Raw genomic sequence first — 25,019 nt, forward strand, 5'->3', positions numbered from 1 at the left:
GTAAATTATTTTTAGTATTAAAAGGCTATAATAAAACCGTATCTTTTTAAGATTAGTTTCTTAAATTGGCGTTTCAAAATTTATATAATGAGTGATTCTTCAATAAAATTCATCGAAAAAATCAAAGCATCCTACGCTCCCACAGGTTCTTATATCTATTTAGGTGCCGGAATGTTGGATGGAGAAGTTTATGGCGATGCCGAAGTTAATTTATCATTAAAAATGATGAACAGGCATGGCTTGGTTGCCGGAGCCACAGGAACGGGAAAAACCCGTACTTTGCAATTGTTGTCTGAGCAATTATCCGATGCTGGAGTTCCGGTATTTATGTTGGATGTAAAAGGCGATTTATCAGGTTTAAATCAACCTGGCTCCGTAAATCCGAAAATTGAAGAACGATCAAAGCAATTAAACAAAGCTTTTACACCATCCGGATTTCCAGTAGAAATTTATTCCCTATCGGGAAAATTAGGCGCTCAAATGCGAGCGACAGTACTGGAGTTTGGACCAACACTTTTATCCAAGGTATTAGATTTAAACGATACTCAATCTGGTGTTATGGCGGTAATATTTAAGTATGCCGATGACAACAAAATGCCTATCATTGATCTAAATGACTTAAAAAAATTAGTTTCTTATTTATCAGAAGGCACCGGTGCTGCCGAAATTAAAGCCGATTACGGTACAATTTCGACGGCTACATCTGGTACAATTTTAAGAAAAATCGTCGCCATAGAGCAACAGGGTTTAGGTGGGATGTTCGGCGAAAAATCATTCGATATTGAGGATTTATTCGAACGTGTTGATGGAAAGGGAATAATCAGTTTACTTAACATTGCCGATGTTCAAAATCAGCCCGTTTTATATTCTACTTTTCTGTTAAGTCTTTTAGCAGAATTATTTAATACTATGCCAGAGGTTGGCGATTTAGATAAGCCCAAATTGGTTTTCTTTTTTGATGAAGCGCATTTACTTTTCAAAAATTCATCAAAGGCATTTTTGGAGCAAATTGAAACCATTATTAGATTAATTCGATCTAAAGGTATTGGGGTGTTTTTCTGTACTCAATCTCCTACGGATGTTCCTGAAAGTGTTTTGGCACAATTGGGAAATCGGGTTCAGCATGCTTTAAGAGCCTTTACTCCAAATGATGTAGATGCACTTAAGAAAACCGTTAATACATATCCAAAATCGGATTTTTACGAAATTGATAAGATTTTAACTTCCCTAGGAACTGGACAGGCTTTAATAACTGTTTTAAACGAAAAAGGTATTCCTACTGAAGTTTCGGCTACAATGCTCACCCCTCCAAGAGCAGTTATGGGACCTTTAACCGCAGCCGACTTCGAAAAAGTTGTTCAGGCGAGTCCGATGTATGCCAAATATAAAGACCCTATTGATCCAGAAAGTGCCTACGAAATTTTAACAAAGAGAATTAACGAACAAACTGCAGCGGTTGAAGAGCAGAAACAGCAAGTTGAAGCTCAAAAACAGGCCGAAGAAGAAAGCAAACCCAAACCTGGAGAAAAAAGCATTGTGGAGCAAGTTATGGGTGCAACCATTACACGCCAAATTGGTAAGGAAATTGTCCGTGGTATTTTTGGCATGTTAACTGGAAAGAAAACCAGAAAAGGTGGTGGATTATTTGGCTTTTAACTATGAAGAAGCTACTGATAGGTTTATTATTCGTTGCAACTTTTGCAAAAGCGCAAAAAGAAATTAAACCTTTTGGCGATGCACTCAATACACCTTTAAGAGAAAAACAATATGTTGATGTATCTGGAAGCCCCTATTTATTTGATGCTTGGGCTAAAGGAAAAGTAACAACAAAAAGTGGCAAGCTATTTAATGTCGATTCTTTAAAATACGATTTGATAGACGATCAATTAATTTTTAAAGACGAAAAAGGTGTCCTAATGCATTTTGAGGAGCCTATAACTAAATTTGAAATCGAAAATGGATTAGGCGGAGTATCTTATTTTGTTAATGGATTGCCAGCTTCTGATGGATCAAATCCAAGTTCTTACTTTGAAATAATTAACAAAGGAAAAGTTTCCTTATATAAGCGAAGTACAAAAACCATAGTTGAAGACAAACCTTATGGATCGGCAACTGTTAATAAATCTTTCCAGCCCAATAATAGTTATTTTGTGCTACAAGAAGAAACGCTGAAAAAAATAAATCTCAATTCAAAAAACGCTATTGCTTTATTTGAAAGTAAAAAAGCAGAAATGACAGACTATTTAAAAAAGAATAAGGTCAATTTTAAGAATGACGAAGATTTAAAAAACCTATTTACATATTTTAACAAACTATAATCAAAAAACTCTTAGCCTTTATTAAAGCAAAAGGTTATTATTAATCCTAATTATGAAACCTACCCTATTAATACTAGCTGCCGGGATGGCAAGTCGCTACGGAAGCATGAAACAAATTGATGGATTTGGCCCTAACGGCGAAACCATTATCGATTATTCTATTTATGATGCAATTCAAGCTGGCTTTGGCAAAGTTGTATTCATCATTAAAGAAGAATTTGTAGATAACTTTAAATCTATTTTCGAGCCGAAATTAAACGGAAGAATTGAAACAGATTATGTTTTTCAAAATTTCGATTTAAAACAATTCGGTATTGAAGAAGAAATTTATAGAGAAAAACCTTGGGGTACGGCTCATGCAATTCTTTCGGGCAGAAAAGTTGTAAAAGAACCTTTTTGCGTCATTAATGCTGATGATTACTATGGTTATGATGCCTTTAAAAAAATGGTTGATTTTCTAAATGATGAAGCATCTGATAGTAATTTCTCTATTATTGGTTACGAAATCGGAAAAACGCTTTCTGAATTTGGCGCAGTTTCTCGTGGCGTTTGTAAAGTGGATGCATCAGGAAACTTGGAAGAAATTATAGAACGTACAAAGGTTTACCCTAAAGATGATAAAATCTTTTATGAAGAGGATGGCGAAGAATATCCATTAAGCTTCGATACTCCTGTATCTATGAACTTTTGGGGCTTTACACCAGCAGTTTTCAAAATTACAGAAGATCTTTTTAAAGAATTTGCATTGGCTAATAAAGACAAACCTAAAGCTGAGTTTTTTATCCCATTAATTGGCGAAAGCTTGGTAAAAACCAACGAAGCTACTTTTAAAGTTGTACCAACATCAAACAAATGGTTCGGTGTAACGTACAAAGAAGATAAACCATATGTTCAAGATAGTATTGATCAGCTGGTTAAAAATGGTACTTACCCTGAAAAACTATGGAGCTAATTTTAGCCCCAGAAATTTTAAAAACGTATGGATACACTAAAGAAAATGTAATTGTTAAACAAATAGGTTCGGGATTAATTAACCGAACTTATTTGCTTTCGCCCCTATCCGAAGACAAACAATACATTCTGCAGCATATTAATACAACAGTTTTTGAAAGCCCAGAGGCCATTGCGAATAATCTCAAAGCAATTGCTGACTATCTATCAAAAAATTATCCTAGTTACAATTTCATAAAACCTATTCTAACCTTAAATGGGGAGGAAATGGCACTCGTTAATGGCGAGTATTGGCGCATGCTGCCTTTTGTAAAGGATACAATATCTCTTGATGTTTTGTCCAACCCAAAGCAAGCCTATGAAGCAGCCAAGCAATTTGGTAAATTAACTAGGTTGCTTAATTATTTTGATGCGAGTACATTAAAACAAACCATTGTTGGGTTTCATGATTTAAACCTGAGGTACGAACAGTTTGTATTGGCTTTAAATCAAACCACCAAACAGCTAAAAGGCTTGGCTAAAATCGAAATTGATTTTGCAAAAGACCATAAATATGTGCTTGATTATTATAACTCATTTAAGCAAGGCAAAGATTTTCCAGACCGTGTAATGCATCACGATACTAAAATAAGCAATGTTTTACTTGATGAAAGCACCTATGAAGGCATTTGTGTAATAGACTTAGATACCATAATGCCCGGTAAATTTATTTCAGATTTAGGCGATATGATGCGGACTTACTTATGTCCATTTTCTGAAAATGAAACTGATTTAGGGAAAATTAAAATCCGACTCGATTATTTTGAAGCTACGATTAAAGGCTATTTATCGGAGATGAAAACCATTTTAACAAATACCGAAAAAGAACTTATTTTATTCTCTGGCAAGTATATAATTTATATGCAGGCACTTCGTTTTTTAACCGACTTTTTAAATGGAAACATCTATTACCCAGCAAACTACTTTACTCAAAATTTGGATAGAGCAAAAAATCAGTTTAAATTACTCCACGAATTATCCCTAAACGAGAAAGAATTACAAGATATTATTAAAGAAAATTTAGCCTAAATTTTTATGTCGGAACACAGTGAATTAAAAAAGGAGTTTCAAATTGAGCGAATGATTCTCTTTACAGACGCCGTTTTTGCAATTGCCATAACACTCTTAATTATTGAAATTAAAGCTCCAGAAATTCATCAGGGAATGACTTCGGCAGAAATTGCTAACCAATTGCTGGGTTTACTTCCAAAGTTTTTAGGTTTCATTATCAGTTTTTTTGTAATTGCCATCTACTGGCGCTCTCATCACAGATTATTTTCTTTTATAAAGGATTATGATGACAAACTGATCTGGCTAAATTTCTTTTTCCTGTTTACTATAATTTTAATGCCCTTTAGTTCGGCATATTATAGCGATAACACCATGTTTAGCTTGCCTTTTTGGTTTTACTCAGCAAACATAGCACTAACAGGTGTTCTAAATTACGCCATGCTGGCTTATATTATTAAACATAAAGGGAGAATCTCTGATGGTTTTGATGATTTAAAAGCCCGCCAATTAGCCCGGTGGAGAACGATGATTGTTCCTGCTATATTCTTGCTTGGAGCCATTGTAGATGCACTTTTACCATCTGAACATAATATGAATATGCTTAGCAGATTTACACCAATGTTAATCTGGCCAGCAATTGCATTACTCAACAAGTTTTTTGGTAAAGTGCATGATTTGGAATATCATGAAAAACCAGTAAAAGCAAGGCATCGGAAATAGATTAACTATAACTTATGATTGCTTTCGATATTGATAAACAGACACAAAATGATTTAGAAATATTCGGCAGCAACGACAATCAAAAATCACTTTTTAATCTCTTTAACCAAACTTGTACCATTGAGGGTGCAACGACTTTAAAATTAATTTTCAAAAATCCTCTTACAGATATTGATTTAATTTCTGAACGAAAAAAATTAATTGCGTATTTGCAAACAAACAAATTAGATTTCAATCTTGATAAAGAGTCAATAGATTTTATAGAATTTTATTTAAGGCAAAATAATCGGCCCAAAGTTCCAACTTCGATTTTCAGAACTCAGAAAACTATTTCAGATTATATTAAACCAACCAGAGAATTATACTTAAAACGTAGAGGTGTTAAGGAAGTTTTAGATTTAATAGTTTACCTAACCAACCTGTTTTTGAAACTAAACTTAAAGAAAGATTTTAGTTTCTTGAAAAGGATGAATGATATTCTCTATGATTTAAAAAATAACAAACACATCACTTCATATCTTTCAAGTAAGAATTTTAAACTCACCTCATCAAAACTATCAATATTTGATTTTGAATTAAGGAAAACCGAACTTAACAAAATAAATGATTTGTTAACTTTTGTGTATGAATTAGATGCTTATTATGCTGTTGCAAAAACAGCTGTAAAATATAATTTGCATTATCCTGAAATAAGTAATGATCAAGAAAAGCACATTCAAATAAAAGGACTGAAGCATATTTTCATCGATAAAGCCATTACAAACGATATTAATTTTTCGGCTGATAAAAATGTTTTGTTTATTACGGGTGTAAATATGGCCGGAAAATCTACACTACTTAAATCTATTGCAATAGCCATTTACCTGGCACATTTGGGTTTTCCTGTGCCTGCCGAAAAAATGAAGACAAGCATTTTCGAAGGATTAGTTACTACAATTAATATTTCTGATAACTTAAGCGAAGGATATAGCCATTTTTACAATGAAGTTCGCAGGGTCAAAGAAGTTGCTGCCAAAATTAGTGAGCCTAAAAATATGCTGGTAATTTTTGATGAATTGTTTCGTGGAACGAATGTAAAAGATGCACATGAGGCATCTGTTTCGATCATTAATGCGTTTTCAAAAATCAAGAATTGTTTATTCTTAGTTTCAACGCACATTATCGAAGTTGCCGAAGATTTAAACTTAAACCCAAACATTAATTTTACTTTTTTGGAAACCAAAATGGTTGATGGTAAACCAAGCTTTTCGCACAAATTAAAACCCGGAATTACGGCAGATAGAATGGGACTATGGATTATTCAAAATGAAGGTATTTTAGATGCTTTGAATAAAAATGCGAATAGATAATTGCTATTAAAAACCAACCAAGAAGTACAAATCTTAAATATTAAACCCGACAGCAGCGAAAATACTTTTGATTCGCAGCAACCCTGAATAAACTGTCATGCTGAGGCACGAAGCATCTGCAACCTATGAAACAGATGCTTCGTGCCTCAGCATGACAGAAGTTGAAAAAGATTGAAGCGAATGGCGGGACTGCAATTCCCGAAAAGCACAGAACCATTCATTTTCAAATCATTTTTAACCATATAAGACATTTAAGAAACATATAATCTCGAATCTTTAATATCTCCTTACATTCCTTATTTGGTAAAAATCCTAAACCAAAAAAGCGTTCCTGAAATTAATCAGAAACGCTTTTTTTATTTCAAATCTTCGGTCTTTCGGACCTCAAACTATCAGACTTAAGACTATTTCTTATCGTCTTCTTTTACTTCTTCAAAATCAACATCAGTAACGTTATCGCCACCTTGAGGCTGACCATCAGCTTGTGCTTGTTCACCACCGCCTTGAGGTTGCTCACCAGCTTTGTACATTTCTTCTGATGCTACGTTCCAAGCAGCTTGTAATTCAGCTTGTGCTGCATCGATATCTGCGAAGTTACGTGATAAATGCGCTGCTTTTAATTTCTCTAAACCAGCTTCGATTGGCGCTTTTTTATCAGCAGATAATTTATCACCAAACTCTTTTAATTGTTTCTCGGTAGAGAAAATTAAAGCATCTGCACCATTGATTTTATCAGCTTCTTCCTTAACTTTTGCATCATCTGCAGCGTTAGCTTCCGCTTCTTCTTTCATTTTCTTAATCTCAGCATCAGTTAAACCTGAAGATGCTTCGATACGAATTTTTTGCTCTTTACCAGTCGCTTTATCTTTAGCGCTTACGTGTAAAATGCCATTAGCATCAATATCAAAAGCAACTTCTACCTGAGGCACACCACGAGGCGATGGTGGAATACCATCTAAAATGAAACGACCAATTGTACGGTTTTGACCAGCCATTGGACGCTCGCCTTGTAAAATGTGAATTTCTACTGATGGCTGGTTATCAGCTGCAGTTGAGAAAGTCTCCGATTTTTTAGTAGGGATAGTTGTGTTAGACTCAATTAATTTAGTCATAACACCACCCATAGTTTCAATACCTAATGATAAAGGCGTAACGTCTAATAACAATACATCTTTAACATCACCAGATAAAACACCACCTTGAATAGCAGCACCAATTGCTACAACCTCATCAGGGTTAACACCTTTACTTGGCTCTTTACCGAAGAAAGCTTTAACCGCTTCTTGAATTGCAGGAATACGAGTTGAACCACCTACTAAGATAATTTCGTCGATATCGCTTGTGCTTAAACCTGCATTTTTCAATGCTGATTTACATGGGTCGATAGTACGTTTAATTAAATCACCAGCTAATTGCTCAAATTTAGCACGAGATAATGTACGTACTAAGTGTTTAGGGCCGCTAGCATCAGCAGTAATATATGGTAAGTTAATTTCAGTTGATGTAGTGCTTGATAATTCAATTTTAGCTTTCTCAGCAGCTTCTTTTAAACGTTGTAAAGCCATTGGGTCTTTAGCTAAATCCATGCTGTTTTCAGCTTTGAATTCTTCAGTTAACCAATCGATAATAATGTGGTCAAAGTCATCACCACCTAAGTGTGTATCACCATCAGTAGATTTTACTTCGAAAACGCCATCACCTAATTCTAAAACTGAAACGTCATGTGTACCACCACCACAGTCAAAAACAACAATTTTCATGTCTTTGTGTGCTTTATCCAAACCATAAGCTAAAGCAGCTGCAGTTGGCTCATTGATGATACGTTTTACAGATAAACCTGCAATTTCGCCTGCTTCTTTCGTAGCCTGACGTTGTGCATCGTTAAAGTAAGCTGGTACAGTAATAACTGCTTCAGTAACTTCGTAACCTAAGAAATCTTCAGCAGTTTTCTTCATTTTCTGCAAAATCATTGCAGAAATCTCTTGAGGGGTATATTTTCTGTCGTCGATTTCAACACGTGGTGTGTTGTTATCACCTTTAACAACTTTATAAGGTACACGTCCAGCTTCTTTCGCACTTTCGTCGTAGCTGTTACCCATAAAGCGTTTAATCGAATATATCGTTTTTGTTGGGTTGGTTATAGCCTGACGTTTAGCAGGCTCGCCAACCTTGCGCTCACCGTTTTCTGCAAAAGCAACAATAGACGGTGTAGTACGTTTACCCTCACTGTTTGCGATAACTACAGGCTCATTGCCCTCCATTACGCTCACGCAAGAGTTTGTTGTTCCTAAGTCTATTCCAATAATTTTTCCCATTGTATTTTTAATTTCTCTTTTTAAAGTATTATAATTTCTACAGCTATTAAACAATGCTTGTGCCAATTGGTTTTTGGCAGATAATATGCGTAAAAGACTGATAAAATGTAAAAAATAGAGCTAAATGGTACTGACAGCATGACAGAAAAGAGACTAAAGGTTAAGGCTGAAAGACTAAAGCGAAAGAACAAATTTTGTAAATGATTTGGAAATTAAAGCTAGAAGTTCTTCGGGAGCACCTGCCCCGCTGTGCGCTTTACTTCGTTACACTCCGTGTTCGCTGCCATCGGGTTTACGAAAGAAGTTTGGTGGGTCTTGGGTAAGAAACCACCCCCGCCCCTCCTTGAAAATAATGAGGGGAGTTGGATAGTGCATATATAAAATTTTTCTACTTAAATATTCGGTTAAAAGCACAGAATGTAGTTTCACAAATATTATTGCCAAACCACCAACTTTCAAAATAGCGAGGACGGCATCAGCCTGATTAGAAATAACACCTAATTAATTGTATCTTCAATTACCAAACCAAATTAAAATGCAATTAGCAGCACAAATCATGATTGGCTTAGTCGCCGCCATACACATTTATATCTTATGGTTAGAGATGTTCGCTTGGACCACCAGGGCACCGAAAGTTTTCAAAACCATTCCAAAAGATTTATTCCCACAAACCAAAACATTGGCAGCAAACCAAGGATTATATAACGGATTTTTAGCCGCAGGTTTAATCTGGTCGCTTTGTATTACCGACCATCATTGGAGGTTTTATGTGGCAATATTCTTTTTAATCTGTGTTATTATTGCAGGCATTTACGGTGCTGCAACGGCGAGTAAGAAGATTCTGTATGTACAATCTATCCCAGCTTTAATCACTTTGATTTTTTTGCATTTGAAATAATTGATTAGAAGAAATCCGTTGTTTAAACGTTCGTCATTGCGAGGCACGAAGCAATCCTAATACATTTGCAATTAAAACCAATAGCACTAAGATTGCTTCGTGCCTCGCAATGACGAGATTGGCGAAAATCTTATAGGTTTAAAAGTCGTTCCAAATGATGATAACCAATTCCAAAGTAAGCTTTAGTCTCTTTAATCTTTTGCAAAATCTTCGCCCTTTCTTCGCTTTGGTCTTTAGCCTTTAAGCTTCCAGCTTTCTTCACTCCAACCACAAGCACATTCTTTGGCGTATGCGCATCAGAAATAAATTCGAACACTTTAGTTTTATATCCAAAATATTCTAAAATCAAAGCACGAATTCCATCTGTAACCATTTCAGCCTGACGCTCTAAAAAGATGCCATATTTAGTTAAAAATGAAACATCATTTTTTACTTTGTTTTGCTCAATTTCCCTGCGGATTTGTTTATGGCAACAAGGTGCAACTACAATTAATTCAGCATTGGCTTTAATGCCTTTAAAAATCGCATCATCAGTTGCGGTATCGCATGCATGAAGTGCAATTAACAAATTCACATCTTTGGCATCGTAATCTTCAATCGTTCCCTGAACAAAATTCAATTTACCAAAAGATGATTTGTCCGCCACTGCATTACATAAATCAACCATATCCTGACGGTATTCTACACCCACAACTTCAGTATCTAATTTTAAAACGGAGTGCAAATAATCGTATAATGCAAAAGTTAAATAACCTTTACCAGAACCCATATCAGCAACTTTCTTAATGGTTCCATCGGGTAATTCTTTAACTAGGGAACTTAAAATTTCGATATAATGATTAATCTGACGGAACTTATCTTGTGCATTTTTAAAAACCTTGCCATCTGCATCGGTAATTTTCAATTCCGTTAAATAAGATTTTGAATCTGCGGTGATTAATCTCGATTTCTCTTTATCATGACTAGCGGATGGAGCTTCCTTTATTGATGCATTTATTTCTCTAATAACAATCTTTCCATTATTCAATTCCTCAAAAATCAAATCCTTTTCGGTAGTAAATAGCGTTCCAATTTTGAAACCAGTATTTAGGTATTCAGATATTAAGTTAACGCCCTCGCTTAAATCAAAATTCTTCACCAAATCTCTTGTTTTATAGCGAAAGGTAAAGGCTAGTTTATCTTCACGTTTAATCAAAACCCTGCGAACGAGTATTTGCTTTAAGGCTTCTTCTGCTCCTTTGTAATTCCCTAAAGAAATTTTAACGAAGTTTTGTAATGCTAAACTTGCTTCTAAAGCTGAAATAAATTGTTCGGTTTGTGCTGAAAATACCATGGACTAATTTTAAAACACAAAGATAAACCAATTTATTTGGTCACAATCTCAAAGAATCATAATGTAACAATTGCACGACTTTTAAAAGGCACAAGAAATCATCAGATCTGAATAAACTGAAGAAATCATCTTTAAAATATTTAACAGCAACATTTTACTAATACGATTTAGAAAACCCCTTAAGCAAGAATATTTGTAATCATTCCAAAGTAGAAAATGATTTTGAATAAGCTTTTAATTCACGAATTTTAACTTTAGATTAGAATATCATTTCATTTCTAACCTCAATCTATGAGTGAATTTCAGATAAAAAAATCGCCAATTGTTTACGATGCCATTGTTGTTGGTTCGGGAGCGGGAGGCGGAATGGCCGCTTACGTGCTTGCCAATGCAGGTCAAAAAGTTTTAATGCTCGAAGCTGGTCAGTATTTCGACCCAAGATTAGATTCTCACCAACTAAAATGGCCTTGGGAATCTCCTCGCCGTGGCGCAGGAACTGTTCGTCCGTTTGGAGATTTCGACGCTTCTTACGGTGGCTGGGAATTAGAAGGCGAACCTTATACTCAAAAAAACAAAACAGAATTCGAATGGTTCAGATCGCGAATGCTCGGTGGAAGAACCAATCACTGGGGAAGAATTTCGCTAAGAATGGGCCCTCAGGATTTTAAACCAACGGATGGTTTAACAGATGATTGGCCAATTACCTACAATGATGTAAAACCTTTTTACGATAAGGTTGATAGAATGATTGGGATTTATGGAACTGCTGAGGGTTTGGAAAATGAACCTGATGGAATCTTCATGAAACCACCAAAACCTCGTTTAAATGAACTTTTCATAAAAAAAGGCGCTGAAAAGGCTGGTGTAAAAGTAATCACTGGTCGTGGTGCAGTAATGACAGAATCGATAAAAGGCAACAACGACCGTGCACCTTGTTTTTATTGCGGTCAGTGCGGCAGAAGCTGTAAAGTTTATGGCGATTTCTCGGCATCGTCTTGCTTGGTCATCCCAGCAGTAAAAACTGGAAACCTAACTGTAATTACCGATGCCATGGTTCGCGAAGTAATTACCGATAAAGATGGAACTGCAAAAGGAGTTTCATATGTAAACAGAAAAGACTTGCAGGAATATCAAGTAAATGGAAAACTGGTTATTTTAGGTGCCAGTGCCTGCGAATCTGCTCGTATTCTATTAAACTCTAAATCTTCTTCTCATCCTGGAGGCTTGGCAAATAGCAGTGGAGTAGTTGGGAAATACCTTCACGATTCTACTGGAGCGGGCGTTTATGGATTTTTACCTCAATTAATGGATAGAAAACGTTATAACGAGGATGGTTTGGGAAGTGTACACATTTACTCACCTTGGTGGCTGGATAATAAAAAATTAAATTTTCCACGTGGTTATCACATTGAATATGGTGGTGGAATGGGTATGCCTTCTTATGGTTTTGGTGGCGGTGTGCCATCAATAAATGGAATGGTTCCCGATCGAAATGGAAAGAAAAAAGAGGCCGGGGGTTATGGTAAATCGTTAAAAGATGATTATCGTCGCTTCTACGGTACAAGTGTTGGTATGGCTGGCCGTGGAACTGCAATTGCCCGAGAAGATAATTACTGTGAAATAGATCCATCAATGGTCGATAAATACGGTATTCCAGTACTAAGGTTCAATTATAAATGGGCTAAAGAAGAGATTCTTCAAGCCAAACATATGCAAGAAACATTCTTGTCTATCATGAAAGAAATGGGTGCTGTGGTTACCTCAGAAATTCATGGTGCAGATACAAACTACGGATTGCTAAATCCTGGAAAGATTATTCACGAAGTGGGAACAATTCGCATGGGCGATGACCCTAAAAAATCGGCTCTAAATAAATATTGCCAGGCACATGATTGCAAAAATTTATTTGTGGTTGATGCCGGTCCTTTCGTTCAGCAAGGCGATAAAAACGCAACTTGGACAATTTTAGCTTTATCAATGAGGACTGCTGAATATATTTTAGCAGAAAAGAAAAAACAAAATCTTTAAGAATTATGAACAGACGTGATTCCATAAAAGCATTAGGCATAACGGCATTGAGTACTGCTGTATTAGTTGAAGCGTGCAAACAACCCGAAACCAAAACCGAAGTTGCCAAACCAGAATTAGAAGAAACGGCTAAAGAGGCAGGCCGAGAACAGTGGGAAATTGATAGAGATAAAAGATTAAAATCGGAAACCTTTTTCAATAAACACGAAATGGCAACGATTACAGTTTTGGCCGATATTATTATTCCAAAAGATGATGTTTCGGGAAGTGCATCAGACGCAAAAGTTCCGGAGTTTATCGAATTTATTGTAAAGGATATGCCTGAACATAAAGTTCCGATGCGTGGCGGATTGAAGTGGCTGGACATTTATAGCTTTAATAAATTTCAAAAATCTTTTTTAGAAGCCTCAGAAAGAGAACAAATATCTATCGTCGATGAGATTGCTTATCCAAAAAAAGCACGCCCAGAAATGCAAGCCGGAGTGGCTTTTTTTAGTAGAATGAGAGATTTAACCGCTTCAGGTTTTTATACAACCGAAATTGGCGTTAAGGATATTGGCTATGTGGGTAATTCTCCAAATCAATGGGCTGGAGTACCTGATGATGTGCTGAAGCAATATGGCATGCAAAATGTGAAAGTGTAATAAAAAAATCGTCATTGCGAGGAGGCTTTTTCAGCCAACGAAGCAATCTTACTTGAATAAAAGATTGCTTCGTCGTTCCTCCTCGCAATGACGAATATTTAAGTACGAATTACTCCAAAATCAAAATCAAACCTTTTCCTTTTTCTACAGGAATCGATTTTCCCTCGGGATAATTTCCAGCGACTTGAAACTTATCAATGCTTGGAGCTGAAATTTTTACTTTATCAGCGTTCAATCCCAATTTGCTCCAGTCTATAGTTAAATTCACTTTAACATCGCTTTCATACCAACTTGCAATCGCAATCATTGTTTTACCTTGTTTCTTATAAACTGTTGCCAATACTTTGGCATTATCGGTTTTAACCGGACAGTTTTCGCTCCAATAGCCAATCATAGTGGAACCTTTCATGCCAAAGCTATCCCAAACTTTCCATAATGGTTTTGGATCACTTCCTTCGCTCCAAGCCAATCTGCTTGTCATGCCATAAATCATTCCACGCCATTGGTTGCCATCATCCTGTAACATCTCTCCCATTAAACCAAAAGGAATTCCGCTTACTTCCGTTAAAAAGAAATCGGGATTGTTTTTTTGGTAATCAAAATATTCTCCAAACCACAAGCGATTCAAATAAGGAAAGTGCTCCATATACAAGATGGCGCTGTTGTTAAATCCATCACTTTTATTGTATTGATTTGCGGAATGTAAATCGATAATTCCTGGGTGGCCGTTGCTTGTTAAAACACGTTTAACCCTTTTCATTGTCACCCTATCGAATGCAACATCATCTAAATAAACACCATCAATCCCTACGTTATTAGCCAACCAATTCATGCCTTCAACATAATAGTTGTGCCAGCGATTCATCCCGCTATTGATAATTGCGGCATCTTTAATTTCAGGTACAAACCATGCCGCAATGTAATTAGAATCCAAATGCTCCTGTAACCAGCTAAATCCACCGCCTTTACCGGGAGAATAAACTTCTGTACCTAAACTTCTTAAAGCTGGTAGTTCGTAAGCATGATTCGAAAGTTCGCGAACGGTGTTGTAAATTTTAACTTTTAATCCTTTAGAATGTGCTTCATCGATATAATTCTTCATTTTTTTCCATTCGATAAAAGGGTAATTTATCCAAGGATTAATCGGCGTTGCATGATGAATGTTTACCACAGTTGCTCCGGTAGCTTTGATAGAATCCAGATCACCGTATTTGTGATAGAATCGATTCTGCCACTGAAAATCAGTATCAATTAAGTGGAAAGGCGTAATCAATAAATTGAAATTATAGTAAAGCACATCTCCCTTTTTCATGCTTCTTGCTCCAGTAAAATTATCGGCAAGCATTGAACTTCCTTTAACATTAATCTGGATTCCACCTTTATCTTCATTGCCCCAAGATTTTGGCAAAAGCAATGGCTTTTGCAAGTAGAAATTTGTGTTCAACGGACGAACATAATTCTCATCTCTTAAGTTATAATACAAGCCAGCATTTACGTTTCCAATCCAAACTGCATCTTGGTTTTTGTGCGCTACATCCCACTTCCATTTCACGGTATCCGGGCGAATACCACCCTTTTCACCTAATCCCATTAAATATTTTGTAGATCCCTTCTCAAAAGGAATATGGAAATCAACGTTACTAAAGTTAACATCATTTAGTGCCGTAACCTTTACCACATAATGCACATAACCATCAAACTCCAGAGCACCTTCCAATTCCATTTTTAAATTGGTAGAAGTATTGGTAGAAGTCCACTTTACTGTACCGGCTTCCTTGCTAGTAATCTTGAAATCACTAGGCGTAAATTTTTCTTGTGTTTTAGGTGTATTATAAAAGTGAAAGTGAATCGGTTCTGCCAACAAATTATTGGGTTTATCGGTGTAGGCAGTCATTTCCGAATTGAAAAATGTTTGAATCTGTTTAGGAAATCCATCAGTATTAATTTCGAATTTTCTACCCAACAAAGAAATCACATTTCCATCAACTGATAAGGGCGTATAAGGTGCAACAACCGTATTAGCTTGTGCCAAAGTAGAATTTAGCCAAGTTAAACGTGTTTGTTTATTGGGTGTTCCAACACCTGCATCTGTTAAAGTTTGATTTCCAACTGTTAATTTTACATCAATTACTTTCGATTTTCCGTTAGCTTTTACGGTAAATTTTCCATTATAAATACCTGCGATTGTTGTTTTTGGGATATCAACTGTAATCCACATCGGTTGTACTTTTCCTGTTGCCACATTTACAACCTCAGTTAAAGGTCTGTTATCGTAACTTGTTCCGTTGGTGTTTAAGCAATTGATAAATTTGGTTGAAATAGTTTTTCCTGTTGATGATTTCAAATCGCCAAAAGTTACTCTAACATCCTGCAAATCTTTTAAGGCATAAACACCCAACTGAAATGAATAATTCTCGCCTTTACTTGCCGAACCCGCAAAAGTATTAACTATGCCCTTTTGCACCCATCTATAAGGCAAATCATTAAGCATTTTTATTGGAAACATTCTATCTTCCGGGAAGACAATAAAGGGATCTGCTTTATATTTAGATTTTAGAGCCTCTGTTTCCTTTACCGTGGCAATTATCTCCATCGGATAAAATGAATTAAATGCGTCGATAGATTGTGCCTCTAAAACAGTAGAATTAATTGCAACCTGATTCGATTTACTTATTTTCTGAAGATCTGATTTCAAATAAACACCTTTCGGATAGTTGCTTCGCCCCTCATTTTTATAAGGCAGATAATAAACAAAGTATTTTCCTTTTGTTGGCGCTTCAAAATAAATATCGGCACTTTCTCTGCTGAAGTTATCCGTACCCAAAATAGAAACATTTTTACCATTAGCATCCTGAATAATAATTCTCTTCAATTCTGGATGCTTGTCTCTTCTACGCCAGTCTACTCTAGCATGTGCAATTTTGCCAGCACCGTTAAATTGAATTACTACTCTTTGATTTCCTAATGAATCTGGATTCCAACTGTTGTTCCCGTTGGTGTATTTAAGAATTTGTGCACTAACAGATAATTGAAAAAGCACCGTGATGAGTAGAAAAAGCCTAAATTTCATTTCGAATTTGTTTTAGGCTAATTTATACATAGCATTGTTAAAAACCGTTATGTAATGAAAAAATGAGACAAACGTTTGTTTAGTTAACTTATTTATGAATGGTTCTGCCGTTAGTATCTCTCATTATTGACAAATTAAGGTTTTACTCAAAATATAATGCACAAAAAAAATCCCGCTCTTTCGAACAGGATTTTCTTAATCTTAAGGTGAATAAATTATTCTCCTTTTGCTTCTTCAGTAGCAGGAGCTTCTTCAGCAGGAGCAACTTCTTCTGCAACTTCAGCTTTCGCTTCTGTAGCTTTAGGTGCAGTAGTAGCTTTACTTCTACCACGACGAGTTGTTTTCTTCTCTTCTTTAACTTCTACGTCATTACCGTAAACTGTGTTGTAATCTACCAATTCAATTAATGCCATTTCAGCGTTATCACCTAAACGGTTATTTAATTTAATGATACGAGTATAACCACCTGGACGGTTTGCAACTTTCTCAGCAATTTCGCGGAATAAAATTGTTACTACTTCTTTATCTTGTAAGTAAGCAAATACTGTACGACGTGAGTGAGTTGTATCATTTTTAGATTTAGTGATAATTGGCTCAACATATACACGTAAAGCTTTTGCTTTAGCTAAAGTTGTTGTAATTCTTTTGTGCAAAATAAGTGATGAAGCCATGTTAGCTAACATCGCCTTTCTGTGCGAGGTTGTTCTACCTAAGTGATTGTGTTTTTTACCGTGTCTCATTTCGAGTGTTATAAGGTATATACCGTCTCTTTGCAATTAAGCTGAGGGAATTACATACCATGAAAAAATATTTATTTATAAGAAAGAGCTTTAATCTAGAGTTAATAACTCCAGATTAAAGACTCCAAACTAATCTTATTCTTCGTCTAATTTAAATTTAGACAGGTTCATACCGAATGATAAACCTTTTGATTTTACTAATTCTTGAATCTCTGTTAGAGATTTTTTACCAAAGTTTCTGAATTTTAACATATCAGCAACATCGTAAGAAACTAAATCAGCTAAAGTACGAATGTCAGCAGCTTTTAAGCAGTTTAATGCTCTAACTGAAAGATCCATATCTACTAATTCAGTTTTAAGGATTTTACGCATATGTAAAATTTCCTCGTCAACTTCTTTAGTTTCTTCTTTTGCTTGAGATTCTAATACCAAGTTCTCATCAGAGAATAACATAAAGTGTTGGATAAGAATCTTAGCCGCCTCTTTTAATGCTTCTTCTGGATGAATCGAACCATCAGTAGAAATATCTAATACCAATTTCTCATAATCCGTTTTCTGTTCAACACGGAAGTTTTCAATTGTGTATTTTACGTTTTTCATTGGCGTGTAGATCGAATCGATCGCGATAACACCTACAACTGCATCAGCAACTTTATTTTCTTCAGCAGGAACATAACCACGACCTTTATTGATCGTTAATTCCACTTCTAAAGTAACAGATTTATCCATGTTGCAAATAACATGCTCAGGATTCAAAACTGTAAAGTTGTTAGAGAATTTAGTAATATCACCAGCTTTGAACTGATCTTGACCATTAACAATGATGAAAACTTTCTCAGCATCACCAGAATCACCAGTTTTTTTGAAACGTACTTGTTTCAAGTTCAAAATGATATCAGTTAAATCTTCTACAACACCTTTCATGGTAGAAAACTCATGAGAAACGCCTGAAAAACGAATAGTAGTAATAGCATAACCTTCTAACGAAGAAAGTAATATTCTTCTTAAGGCATTACCAATTGTTACACCGAAACCGGGCTCTAAAGGACGAAATTCAAATATGCCATCGAAATCAGTTGATTTCTGCATGATCACTTTGTCTGGTTTCTGAAATGCTAAAATTGCCATTTATATTTTTTTAAATTCGTTATTGAATATATAGTAACATGAAAAAAGTTAACTACCCTTTCGAGGTAATTAACTAGATCATTTATTACTTTGAGTATAACTCGATGATTAAGTTTTCCTTAATGTTTTCAGGAATCTCGTCGCGTTGAGGATAAGTTAAGAACTTACCTGTTAACTCGCTAGCATTCCACTCTAACCAAGCAAATTTGTTAATTGTTCTGCCTGCAACTGAGTTACTAATTGATTCTAAAGATTTAGATTTTTCACGAACCGCAATCACATCACCAGCTTTTAACTGATATGAAGGGATATTTACAACTTCACCATTCACAGTTATGTGTTTATGGCTAACCAACTGGCGTGCACCAGAACGAGTTGTTGCAATACCTAAACGGTACACTGCATTATCTAAACGTGCTTCTAATAGTTGAAGTAGGTTATCACCTGTGATACCTGCACGTGAAGATGCTTTTTTAAACAAGTTACTGAACTGTTTTTCTAATACACCATAAGTGTATTTTACTTTTTGTTTCTCCATTAACTGGATAGCATATTCAGATTGTTTACCTCTTCTTTTTGATGAGCCATGTTGCCCAGGAGGATAGTTTTTTCTGTCTAACACTTTATCAGGACCGAAGATTGGTTCTCTGAATTTACGTGCAATTTTACTTTTGGGGCCTGTATATCTTGCCATTTTTTTCTGTTTTTAAAGTATCATTCAACCTGTAGCTGAAGATTCTTAGCTTTAAAATTAATTAAACTCTTCTCTTTTTAGGAGGACGACATCCGTTGTGTGGAAGTGGAGTGATATCTTTAATAGATAAAACTTCAATACCTGCTACTTGTAAAGTTCTGATTGCAGATTCACGACCTGAACCTGGACCTTTTACAAATACTTCAACTTTACGTAAACCTAAGTCAAACGCAACTTTACCGCAATCAGATGCCGCTTGACCAGCTGCATATGGCGTGTTCTTTTTAGAACCTTTAAAGCCCATTTTACCAGCTGAAGACCAAGAAATGGTTTGTCCGCTGTTGTTTGTTAATGTAATGATGATGTTGTTGAATGTAGCATTAACATGAGCCTGACCAACAGACTCAATTACAACGATACGTTTTTTGGTTACTTTTTTACTCTTAGCCATTTTTGCTTTTAGATTTTAGATGTGAGACTTGAGATAGAAGATTTTCTCTATCCCGGCACTCGGCATCCTATTTTTTATCTTTTTAATCCAGATCTGAGTTTAAGATAATTAAAACATCCAAAACTCAGATCTATCTATTATTTAGTAGCTTTTTTCTTGTTAGCAACTGTTTTTCTCTTACCCTTACGAGTACGAGAGTTGTTTTTAGTACGCTGACCACGAGAAGGTAAACCTTTTCTGTGACGTAAACCACGGTAACAACCAATATCCATTAAACGTTTGATGTTTAATTGAACCTCTGAACGTAAAGCACCTTCTACTTTAATTTCATCGTTAATCATTGTACGGATTGCTGATAATTCATCATCAGACCAGTCTTGTACTTTTTTGTTAAGGTCGATACCTGCAGTAGTTAAAATACGTTGTGCAGTTGTTTTACCTATACCATAGATATAAGTCAAACCAATCTCTCCTCTTTTGTTTCTTGGTAAATCAATACCTGAAATCCTTGCCATATTTATTTTATGTTTTTAAGTAATTCCGAACGGCGGGCAACCGTTGTACGGTACATTACAATATTTTTTAATTACCCTTGACGTTGCTTGTATTTAGGATTTTTCTTGTTGATTACGTAAAGTTTACCTTTACGGCGAATAATCTTACAATCAGCGCTACGTTTTTTAATTGATGATCTAACTTTCATTTTATTTATATCTATAAGTGATGCGACCTTTTGTTAAATCATACGGCGACATCTCTAATTTTACTTTATCCCCAGGAAGAATTTTGATGTAGTGCATCCTCATCTTTCCTGAAATGTGGGCAATAATCTCATGTCCGTTCTCGAGTTCAACTCTAAACATCGCATTTGATAATGCTTCTCTTATTACTCCGTCTTGTTCAATTGAGGCTTGTTTAGCCATATTTTGTTGATTGTTACTTAATTAGCTGCTTCTAAACAGGGTTGCAAAATTAAATAAAAAATTTTACTTTTTTATTTTTTTTGTTGTAAAACTTCTTCTATTAAAGAAAAGGTTGATAGAACGTCTGCTTTGCCCCTTTTTATCGCCACTGTGTGCTCAAAATGTGCTGATGGTTTATTGTCTTTACTTGTTACTGTCCATCCATCATTATGAAATTTAATACCTGCAACGCCTGCATTAATCATTGGCTCAATTGCGATAACCATTCCTTCTTCAAGTTTTGGTCCGCTACCACGCTTTCCATAATTCGGAACTTCAGGTTTCTCATGAAGCTTTACTCCAACACCATGTCCTACTAACTCTCTTACTACACCAAATCCATTGGCTTCTGCATATTGTTGAATGGCAAAACCCATATCTCCAGTACGCATACCTACTACTGCTTTCTCTACTCCCAATTCCAAACAACGTTTGGTAACTTCAACAAGTTTCTGTTTTTCAGCATCTATTTCTCCTATCGAGAAAGTATAAGCTGAATCGCCAAAATAATTGTTTTTAATTACCCCACAATCAACTGAAATTAAATCACCTTCTTGGATTACATATTTACTTGGAAAACCATGAACCACTTGTTCATTTGGTGAAATACATAAAGAGTTTGGAAAGCCGTTATAATTTAAAAATGCAGGGATTGCCCCGTGATCACTAATAAACTCATAAGCTAACTTATCCAACTCTATTGTTGTCATGCCTGCTTTAATTACCTTTGCCACTTCGGCTAAAGTTTTTGAAACAAGTAAAGAACTTTCTCTTATTAACTCAATCTCATCAAGAGATTTGTAATAAATTTTGGACATTCCTTTGGTTCTATAACGCTGCGTTGCTACTTGCTGCAGGAATCCCTGTTCTGCCAGTAACTCTACCCGTTTTCATTAAACCATCGTAGTGACGCATTAATAGATAACTTTCAATTTGTTGTAAAGTATCTAAAACTACACCTACTAAAATTAATAATGAAGTACCTCCAAAGAAGTGAGCAAACTCTTGCTTAATACCAAATTTAACTGCTAGCGAAGGTAATATTGCTATGATCGCTAAAAATACCGCACCTGGAAAAGTGATTTTTGAGATTACATCATCAATAAAAGTTGATGTTGCAAAACCCGGTTTAACGCCTGGGATAAAACCACCATTTTTCTTCATATCATCACTCATTTGAGTGGGATTTACTGTAATTGCAGTGTAGAAGAAAGTAAATGCGATAATTAAAAACGCGAACGTTAAGCTGTAAGCCAACGATGTTGTGTTGCTAAATTGAATTAACCATGAACCTTGTAAAGAAGGAACAAATTGCATTAAAGCACCTGGAATAAACATTAGCGCTTGTGCAAAAATGATTGGCATAACACCAGCTGCATTAACCTTTAAAGGAATGTACTGACGAACACCACCAAACTGGCGGTTACCAACAATTTTTTTAGCGTATTGTACAGGTACTTTACGTACACCTTGAACAATTAAAATGGTAAACATTACAACTGCAAATAAAGCAACAATCTCTAAAACTAATGCAACCGGGCCACCACCTTCACTAGATGAACCAACACGGGCACTAAATTCTTGACTAATTGCAACAGGTAAACGAGCAATAATACCAACCATAATGATTAGTGATGTACCGTTACCAATACCTTTATCAGTAATTTTTTCACCTAACCACATTACAAATAATGTACCTGCCGTTAATACAAACGTAGATAATACTAAGAATAATGTATTTGGTAATAAAATAGCTTCTGCCGGAACTTGAGTTTTAACGTAACCTACAGATTGAACGATCGTGATTGCTACCGTAAGGTAACGCGTAATCTGGTTCATTTTTTTTCTACCACTTTCGCCTTCTTTTTGCATTTTTTGGAAAGAAGGAACAGCAATACCTAATAGTTGCACCACGATAGATGCAGAGATATAAGGCATTACCCCCAAAGCCAAGATAGACACACGAGAGAAAGAACCTCCAGCAAACATATCTAGTAAGCCTAAGATTCCTGATTTTTCGTTATTGCCTAAAGCTGTTGGATCTACACCTGGTAAAACCACGTGAGATACGAAACGGTATACCAAAAGAATTAAGAGCGTAAACAATATACGCTCTTTTAATTCCTGAATTTTCCAGATATTACTTAAAGTAGTAAATAGCTTCTTCATTTAATAATTTACAATTTTACAATTGAACCACCTGCAGCTTCAATAGCTTTTTGTGCGGTTGCAGAAAACGCATGTGCTGTAATATCTAATTTTGCTTTTACTTCACCACGACCTAAAATTTTCACTAAGTCATTTTTTGAAGCTAAACCATGCTCTTGCAAAGAAGCAAAATCGATTGTTGTTAAGCTAAATTTCTCAGCTAAGTTTTGTAGAACATCTAAGTTTACACCTACATATTCTGTACGGTTAATTGGTTTGAAACCAACCTTAGGCACACGACGTTGTAAAGGCATTTGACCACCTTCAAAACCGATTTTGGTTTTGTGACCTGAACGAGAACCCGCACCTTTGTGACCACGAGTTGATGTTCCACCACGACCTGAACCAGTACCACGACCAATTCTTTTGCTGTTTTTAACTGAACCTGTAGCAGGTTTTAAATTACTTAAATTCATTTTTTTGAATTTGTGTTGCCCTTCGCTTTCACTAAACAGGTGCAACGATTAAACGTATATAAAGGTAGTACTGGATATTTCACCTATACTACCTTCAAATAATTACTAGATACTTTCGATTGCGATTAAATGATTCACTTTGCGAATCATTCCAATGATTTGTGGAGTAGCCTCAACTTCTACACTTTGGTTCATTTTAGATAAACCTAAAGCTTGAACTGTTCTTTTTTGGCGTTCGCTTCTATCGATAATACTTTTTACTTGTGTTATTTTGATCTTAGCCATGATATTATCCGTTAAATACTTTGTTTAAATCTATACCACGAGTTTGAGCAATTGTATAAGCATCACGCATTTTTGTTAATGCATCAACAGTTGCTTTTACCACGTTGTGTGGGTTAGAAGAACCTTTAGATTTTGCCAATACGTTATGTACACCAGCACTTTCTAAAACTGCACGCATTGCACCACCTGCAATTACACCTGTACCTACTGCTGCTGGTTTAATTAAAACAAAACCACCAGAGAATTTACCGATTTGCTCATGAGGAACAGTACCGTTCAAAATTGGAACTTTAACTAAGTTCTTTTTAGCATCATCCACACCTTTAGCGATTGCTTCAGTTACTTCTTTCGCTTTACCTAAACCGAAACCAACAACACCGTTTTCATCTCCAACAACAACAATTGCTGAGAAGCTGAAAGTACGACCGCCTTTAGTTACTTTGGCAACACGTTGTATACTAACCAAACGATCCTTTAATTCGATATCGGTGGTTTTTACTCTTTTTATATTGATAGTTGACATCTTACTTATTTCTTCAGATTAAAATACTAAACCAGCCTCGCGTGCACCTTCTGCTAACGATTTAACACGACCGTGGTATAAATAGCCGTTTCTATCGAAAACAACTTCTTTAACACCAGCAGCAATTGCCTTTTCGCCAACTAATTTGCCTACTGCAACAGATTGGTCACTTTTATTTCCAGTACCAGTAAAATCTTTCGATAATGATGATGCTGATGCTATTGTTTTTCCAGTTACGTCGTTAATTACCTGAGCATAAATACCTTTATTGCTTCTATAAACAGATAACCTTGGGCGTTCTTCCGAACCAGTAAGTCTTTTTCTGATCCCTTTTTTAATACGATCTCTTCTTGATAATTTTTTACCTGCCATGATTATTATTTCTTAGATGCTGATTTACCTGCTTTTCTTCTTAACACTTCACCTACAAACTTGATACCTTTACCTTTATAAGGCTCTGGAGCACGTAACGAACGAATTTTCGCAGCTACTTGACCGATCAATTGTTTGTCAATACTTTCTAAAATAATTTTAGGTGTTTGACCTTTTTCTGATGTGGTGGTTACTTTAATCTCTTCTGGTAATTGAAATACATAATGGTGAGAATAACCTAAAACTAGATCTAATGTATTACCTGTGTTTGTAGCACGGTAACCAACACCTACTAATTCTTGTTGTAATTTGTAACCATCAGTAACACCAATAACCATATTGTTAAGCAATGAACGGTATAAACCATGTAATGCTTTGTGTTTCTTTTGTTCTGAAGGACGAGAAACTGTTAAGATTCCGTCTTCTTGACTTACAGTGATGTCTACATCAACTGCTTGTGTTAATTCACCTTTAGGGCCTTTTACACTTACAACGTTATCTTTCGAAACTGTAATTGTAACACCTGCAGGGATTGTAATTGGGGCTTTTCCTATTCTTGACATT

The 25,019-nt window shown here is 35.6% G+C and carries 26 protein-coding genes; 9 read left to right on the plus strand and 17 right to left on the minus strand.

Going from position 1 to position 25,019, the window contains the following annotated elements; genetic code table 11:
- Positions 1–87 precede the first annotated feature (87 nt).
- From H7U22_RS14550 to H7U22_RS14575, 6 genes are read left to right on the plus strand one after another with little or no spacing between them, the layout of a single operon-like run.
- Positions 88–1,656 carry a helicase HerA-like domain-containing protein gene (locus tag H7U22_RS14550; protein WP_187072078.1) on the plus strand — a complete coding sequence of 523 codons (1,569 nt, stop codon included), beginning with the start codon at positions 88–90 and terminating at the stop codon, positions 1,654–1,656.
- A gap of 2 nt (positions 1,657–1,658) precedes the next feature.
- Entirely contained in the window at positions 1,659–2,318 is a 660-nt protein-coding gene (locus H7U22_RS14555) for a hypothetical protein (RefSeq protein WP_187072079.1), read from the plus strand.
- Positions 2,319–2,370: 52 nt separating this feature from the next.
- Positions 2,371–3,270: a nucleotidyltransferase family protein gene (locus tag H7U22_RS14560; protein ID WP_187072080.1), complete on the plus strand. Its 900-nt coding sequence runs from the start codon at positions 2,371–2,373 to the stop codon at positions 3,268–3,270.
- A complete protein-coding gene (locus tag H7U22_RS14565; RefSeq protein ID WP_187072081.1) occupies positions 3,261–4,337 on the plus strand; it encodes a phosphotransferase enzyme family protein in 1,077 nt (358 codons plus the stop codon). Before H7U22_RS14560 ends, H7U22_RS14565 begins: the two co-directional genes overlap by 10 nt.
- Positions 4,338–4,343: 6 nt before the next feature.
- Positions 4,344–5,039 carry a TMEM175 family protein gene (locus H7U22_RS14570; protein ID WP_187072082.1) on the plus strand — a complete coding sequence of 232 codons (696 nt, stop codon included), beginning with the start codon at positions 4,344–4,346 and terminating at the stop codon, positions 5,037–5,039.
- Between the two features lie 14 nt (positions 5,040–5,053).
- On the plus strand, positions 5,054–6,388 hold the full coding sequence (locus H7U22_RS14575; RefSeq protein ID WP_187072083.1) for a MutS-related protein: 1,335 nt from the start codon (positions 5,054–5,056) through the stop codon (positions 6,386–6,388).
- A gap of 404 nt (positions 6,389–6,792) precedes the next feature.
- Here the strand turns inward: H7U22_RS14575 and dnaK are convergent, their stop codons facing one another.
- The gene (gene dnaK / locus H7U22_RS14580; protein WP_187072084.1) at positions 6,793–8,703 is read right to left on the minus strand and encodes a molecular chaperone DnaK; all 1,911 of its coding nucleotides are present in this window, start codon (positions 8,701–8,703) and stop codon (positions 6,793–6,795) included.
- Between the two features lie 535 nt (positions 8,704–9,238).
- Here dnaK and H7U22_RS14585 point away from each other — a divergent pair.
- Entirely contained in the window at positions 9,239–9,601 is a 363-nt protein-coding gene (locus H7U22_RS14585) for a DUF1304 domain-containing protein (protein ID WP_187072085.1), read from the plus strand.
- 130 nt (positions 9,602–9,731) lie between these two features.
- Here the strand turns inward: H7U22_RS14585 and H7U22_RS14590 are convergent, their stop codons facing one another.
- On the minus strand, positions 9,732–10,934 hold the full coding sequence (locus H7U22_RS14590; RefSeq protein ID WP_187072086.1) for a class I SAM-dependent methyltransferase: 1,203 nt from the start codon (positions 10,932–10,934) through the stop codon (positions 9,732–9,734).
- A gap of 291 nt (positions 10,935–11,225) precedes the next feature.
- Between H7U22_RS14590 and H7U22_RS14595 the strand changes: the two genes are divergently transcribed.
- Together H7U22_RS14595 and H7U22_RS14600 are read left to right on the plus strand one after the other, a co-directional pair.
- Positions 11,226–12,962, plus strand: coding sequence for a GMC family oxidoreductase (locus tag H7U22_RS14595; protein ID WP_187072087.1), 1,737 nt, complete (start codon positions 11,226–11,228; stop codon positions 12,960–12,962).
- Positions 12,963–12,967: 5 nt separating this feature from the next.
- A complete protein-coding gene (locus H7U22_RS14600) occupies positions 12,968–13,606 on the plus strand; it encodes a gluconate 2-dehydrogenase subunit 3 family protein (protein ID WP_187072088.1) in 639 nt (212 codons plus the stop codon).
- Positions 13,607–13,715: 109 nt separating this feature from the next.
- On the opposite strand, the gene H7U22_RS14605 is transcribed toward H7U22_RS14600, so the two are convergent.
- From H7U22_RS14605 to rplF, 15 genes are all read right to left on the minus strand, one after another.
- On the minus strand, positions 13,716–16,676 hold the full coding sequence (locus H7U22_RS14605) for a glycoside hydrolase domain-containing protein (RefSeq protein ID WP_187072089.1): 2,961 nt from the start codon (positions 16,674–16,676) through the stop codon (positions 13,716–13,718).
- A gap of 215 nt (positions 16,677–16,891) precedes the next feature.
- Positions 16,892–17,416, minus strand: a complete 525-nt coding sequence (gene rplQ, locus H7U22_RS14610) for a 50S ribosomal protein L17 (protein WP_187072090.1) — start codon at positions 17,414–17,416, stop codon at positions 16,892–16,894.
- 135 nt (positions 17,417–17,551) lie between these two features.
- A complete protein-coding gene (locus H7U22_RS14615; protein ID WP_056097531.1) occupies positions 17,552–18,544 on the minus strand; it encodes a DNA-directed RNA polymerase subunit alpha in 993 nt (330 codons plus the stop codon).
- A gap of 85 nt (positions 18,545–18,629) precedes the next feature.
- A complete protein-coding gene (gene rpsD, locus H7U22_RS14620; RefSeq protein WP_187072091.1) occupies positions 18,630–19,238 on the minus strand; it encodes a 30S ribosomal protein S4 in 609 nt (202 codons plus the stop codon).
- A 61-nt stretch (positions 19,239–19,299) separates the two neighbouring features.
- Entirely contained in the window at positions 19,300–19,689 is a 390-nt protein-coding gene (gene rpsK, locus H7U22_RS14625; RefSeq protein ID WP_187072092.1) for a 30S ribosomal protein S11, read from the minus strand.
- A gap of 137 nt (positions 19,690–19,826) precedes the next feature.
- Positions 19,827–20,204 carry a 30S ribosomal protein S13 gene (gene rpsM / locus H7U22_RS14630; RefSeq protein ID WP_056869760.1) on the minus strand — a complete coding sequence of 126 codons (378 nt, stop codon included), beginning with the start codon at positions 20,202–20,204 and terminating at the stop codon, positions 19,827–19,829.
- Between the two features lie 71 nt (positions 20,205–20,275).
- Complete coding sequence (gene rpmJ, locus H7U22_RS14635; RefSeq protein WP_010599887.1) at positions 20,276–20,392, minus strand: 50S ribosomal protein L36; 117 nt, start codon at positions 20,390–20,392, stop codon at positions 20,276–20,278.
- 1 nt (position 20,393) lies between these two features.
- Positions 20,394–20,612: a translation initiation factor IF-1 gene (gene infA, locus H7U22_RS14640; RefSeq protein ID WP_010599888.1), complete on the minus strand. Its 219-nt coding sequence runs from the start codon at positions 20,610–20,612 to the stop codon at positions 20,394–20,396.
- A 71-nt stretch (positions 20,613–20,683) separates the two neighbouring features.
- Complete coding sequence (gene map / locus H7U22_RS14645) at positions 20,684–21,469, minus strand: type I methionyl aminopeptidase (protein WP_187072093.1); 786 nt, start codon at positions 21,467–21,469, stop codon at positions 20,684–20,686.
- A 10-nt stretch (positions 21,470–21,479) separates the two neighbouring features.
- The gene (gene secY, locus H7U22_RS14650; protein ID WP_187072094.1) at positions 21,480–22,820 is read right to left on the minus strand and encodes a preprotein translocase subunit SecY; all 1,341 of its coding nucleotides are present in this window, start codon (positions 22,818–22,820) and stop codon (positions 21,480–21,482) included.
- 8 nt (positions 22,821–22,828) lie between these two features.
- Positions 22,829–23,275 (minus strand): 50S ribosomal protein L15, encoded by a 447-nt coding sequence (rplO, locus tag H7U22_RS14655; RefSeq protein WP_187072095.1) that lies wholly within the window; start codon positions 23,273–23,275, stop codon positions 22,829–22,831.
- Between the two features lie 105 nt (positions 23,276–23,380).
- The gene (gene rpmD / locus H7U22_RS14660) at positions 23,381–23,560 is read right to left on the minus strand and encodes a 50S ribosomal protein L30 (protein ID WP_109929317.1); all 180 of its coding nucleotides are present in this window, start codon (positions 23,558–23,560) and stop codon (positions 23,381–23,383) included.
- A gap of 4 nt (positions 23,561–23,564) precedes the next feature.
- Positions 23,565–24,083 carry a 30S ribosomal protein S5 gene (rpsE, locus tag H7U22_RS14665; protein ID WP_187072096.1) on the minus strand — a complete coding sequence of 173 codons (519 nt, stop codon included), beginning with the start codon at positions 24,081–24,083 and terminating at the stop codon, positions 23,565–23,567.
- A gap of 18 nt (positions 24,084–24,101) precedes the next feature.
- Positions 24,102–24,455, minus strand: a complete 354-nt coding sequence (rplR, locus tag H7U22_RS14670; protein ID WP_187072097.1) for a 50S ribosomal protein L18 — start codon at positions 24,453–24,455, stop codon at positions 24,102–24,104.
- Between the two features lie 5 nt (positions 24,456–24,460).
- Positions 24,461–25,018, minus strand: coding sequence for a 50S ribosomal protein L6 (rplF, locus tag H7U22_RS14675; RefSeq protein ID WP_187072098.1), 558 nt, complete (start codon positions 25,016–25,018; stop codon positions 24,461–24,463).
- Position 25,019 lies beyond the last annotated feature (1 nt).

This window comes from Pedobacter fastidiosus (assembly GCF_014306625.1).
Taxonomy (GTDB): Bacteria; Bacteroidota; Bacteroidia; order Sphingobacteriales; family Sphingobacteriaceae; genus Pedobacter; species Pedobacter fastidiosus.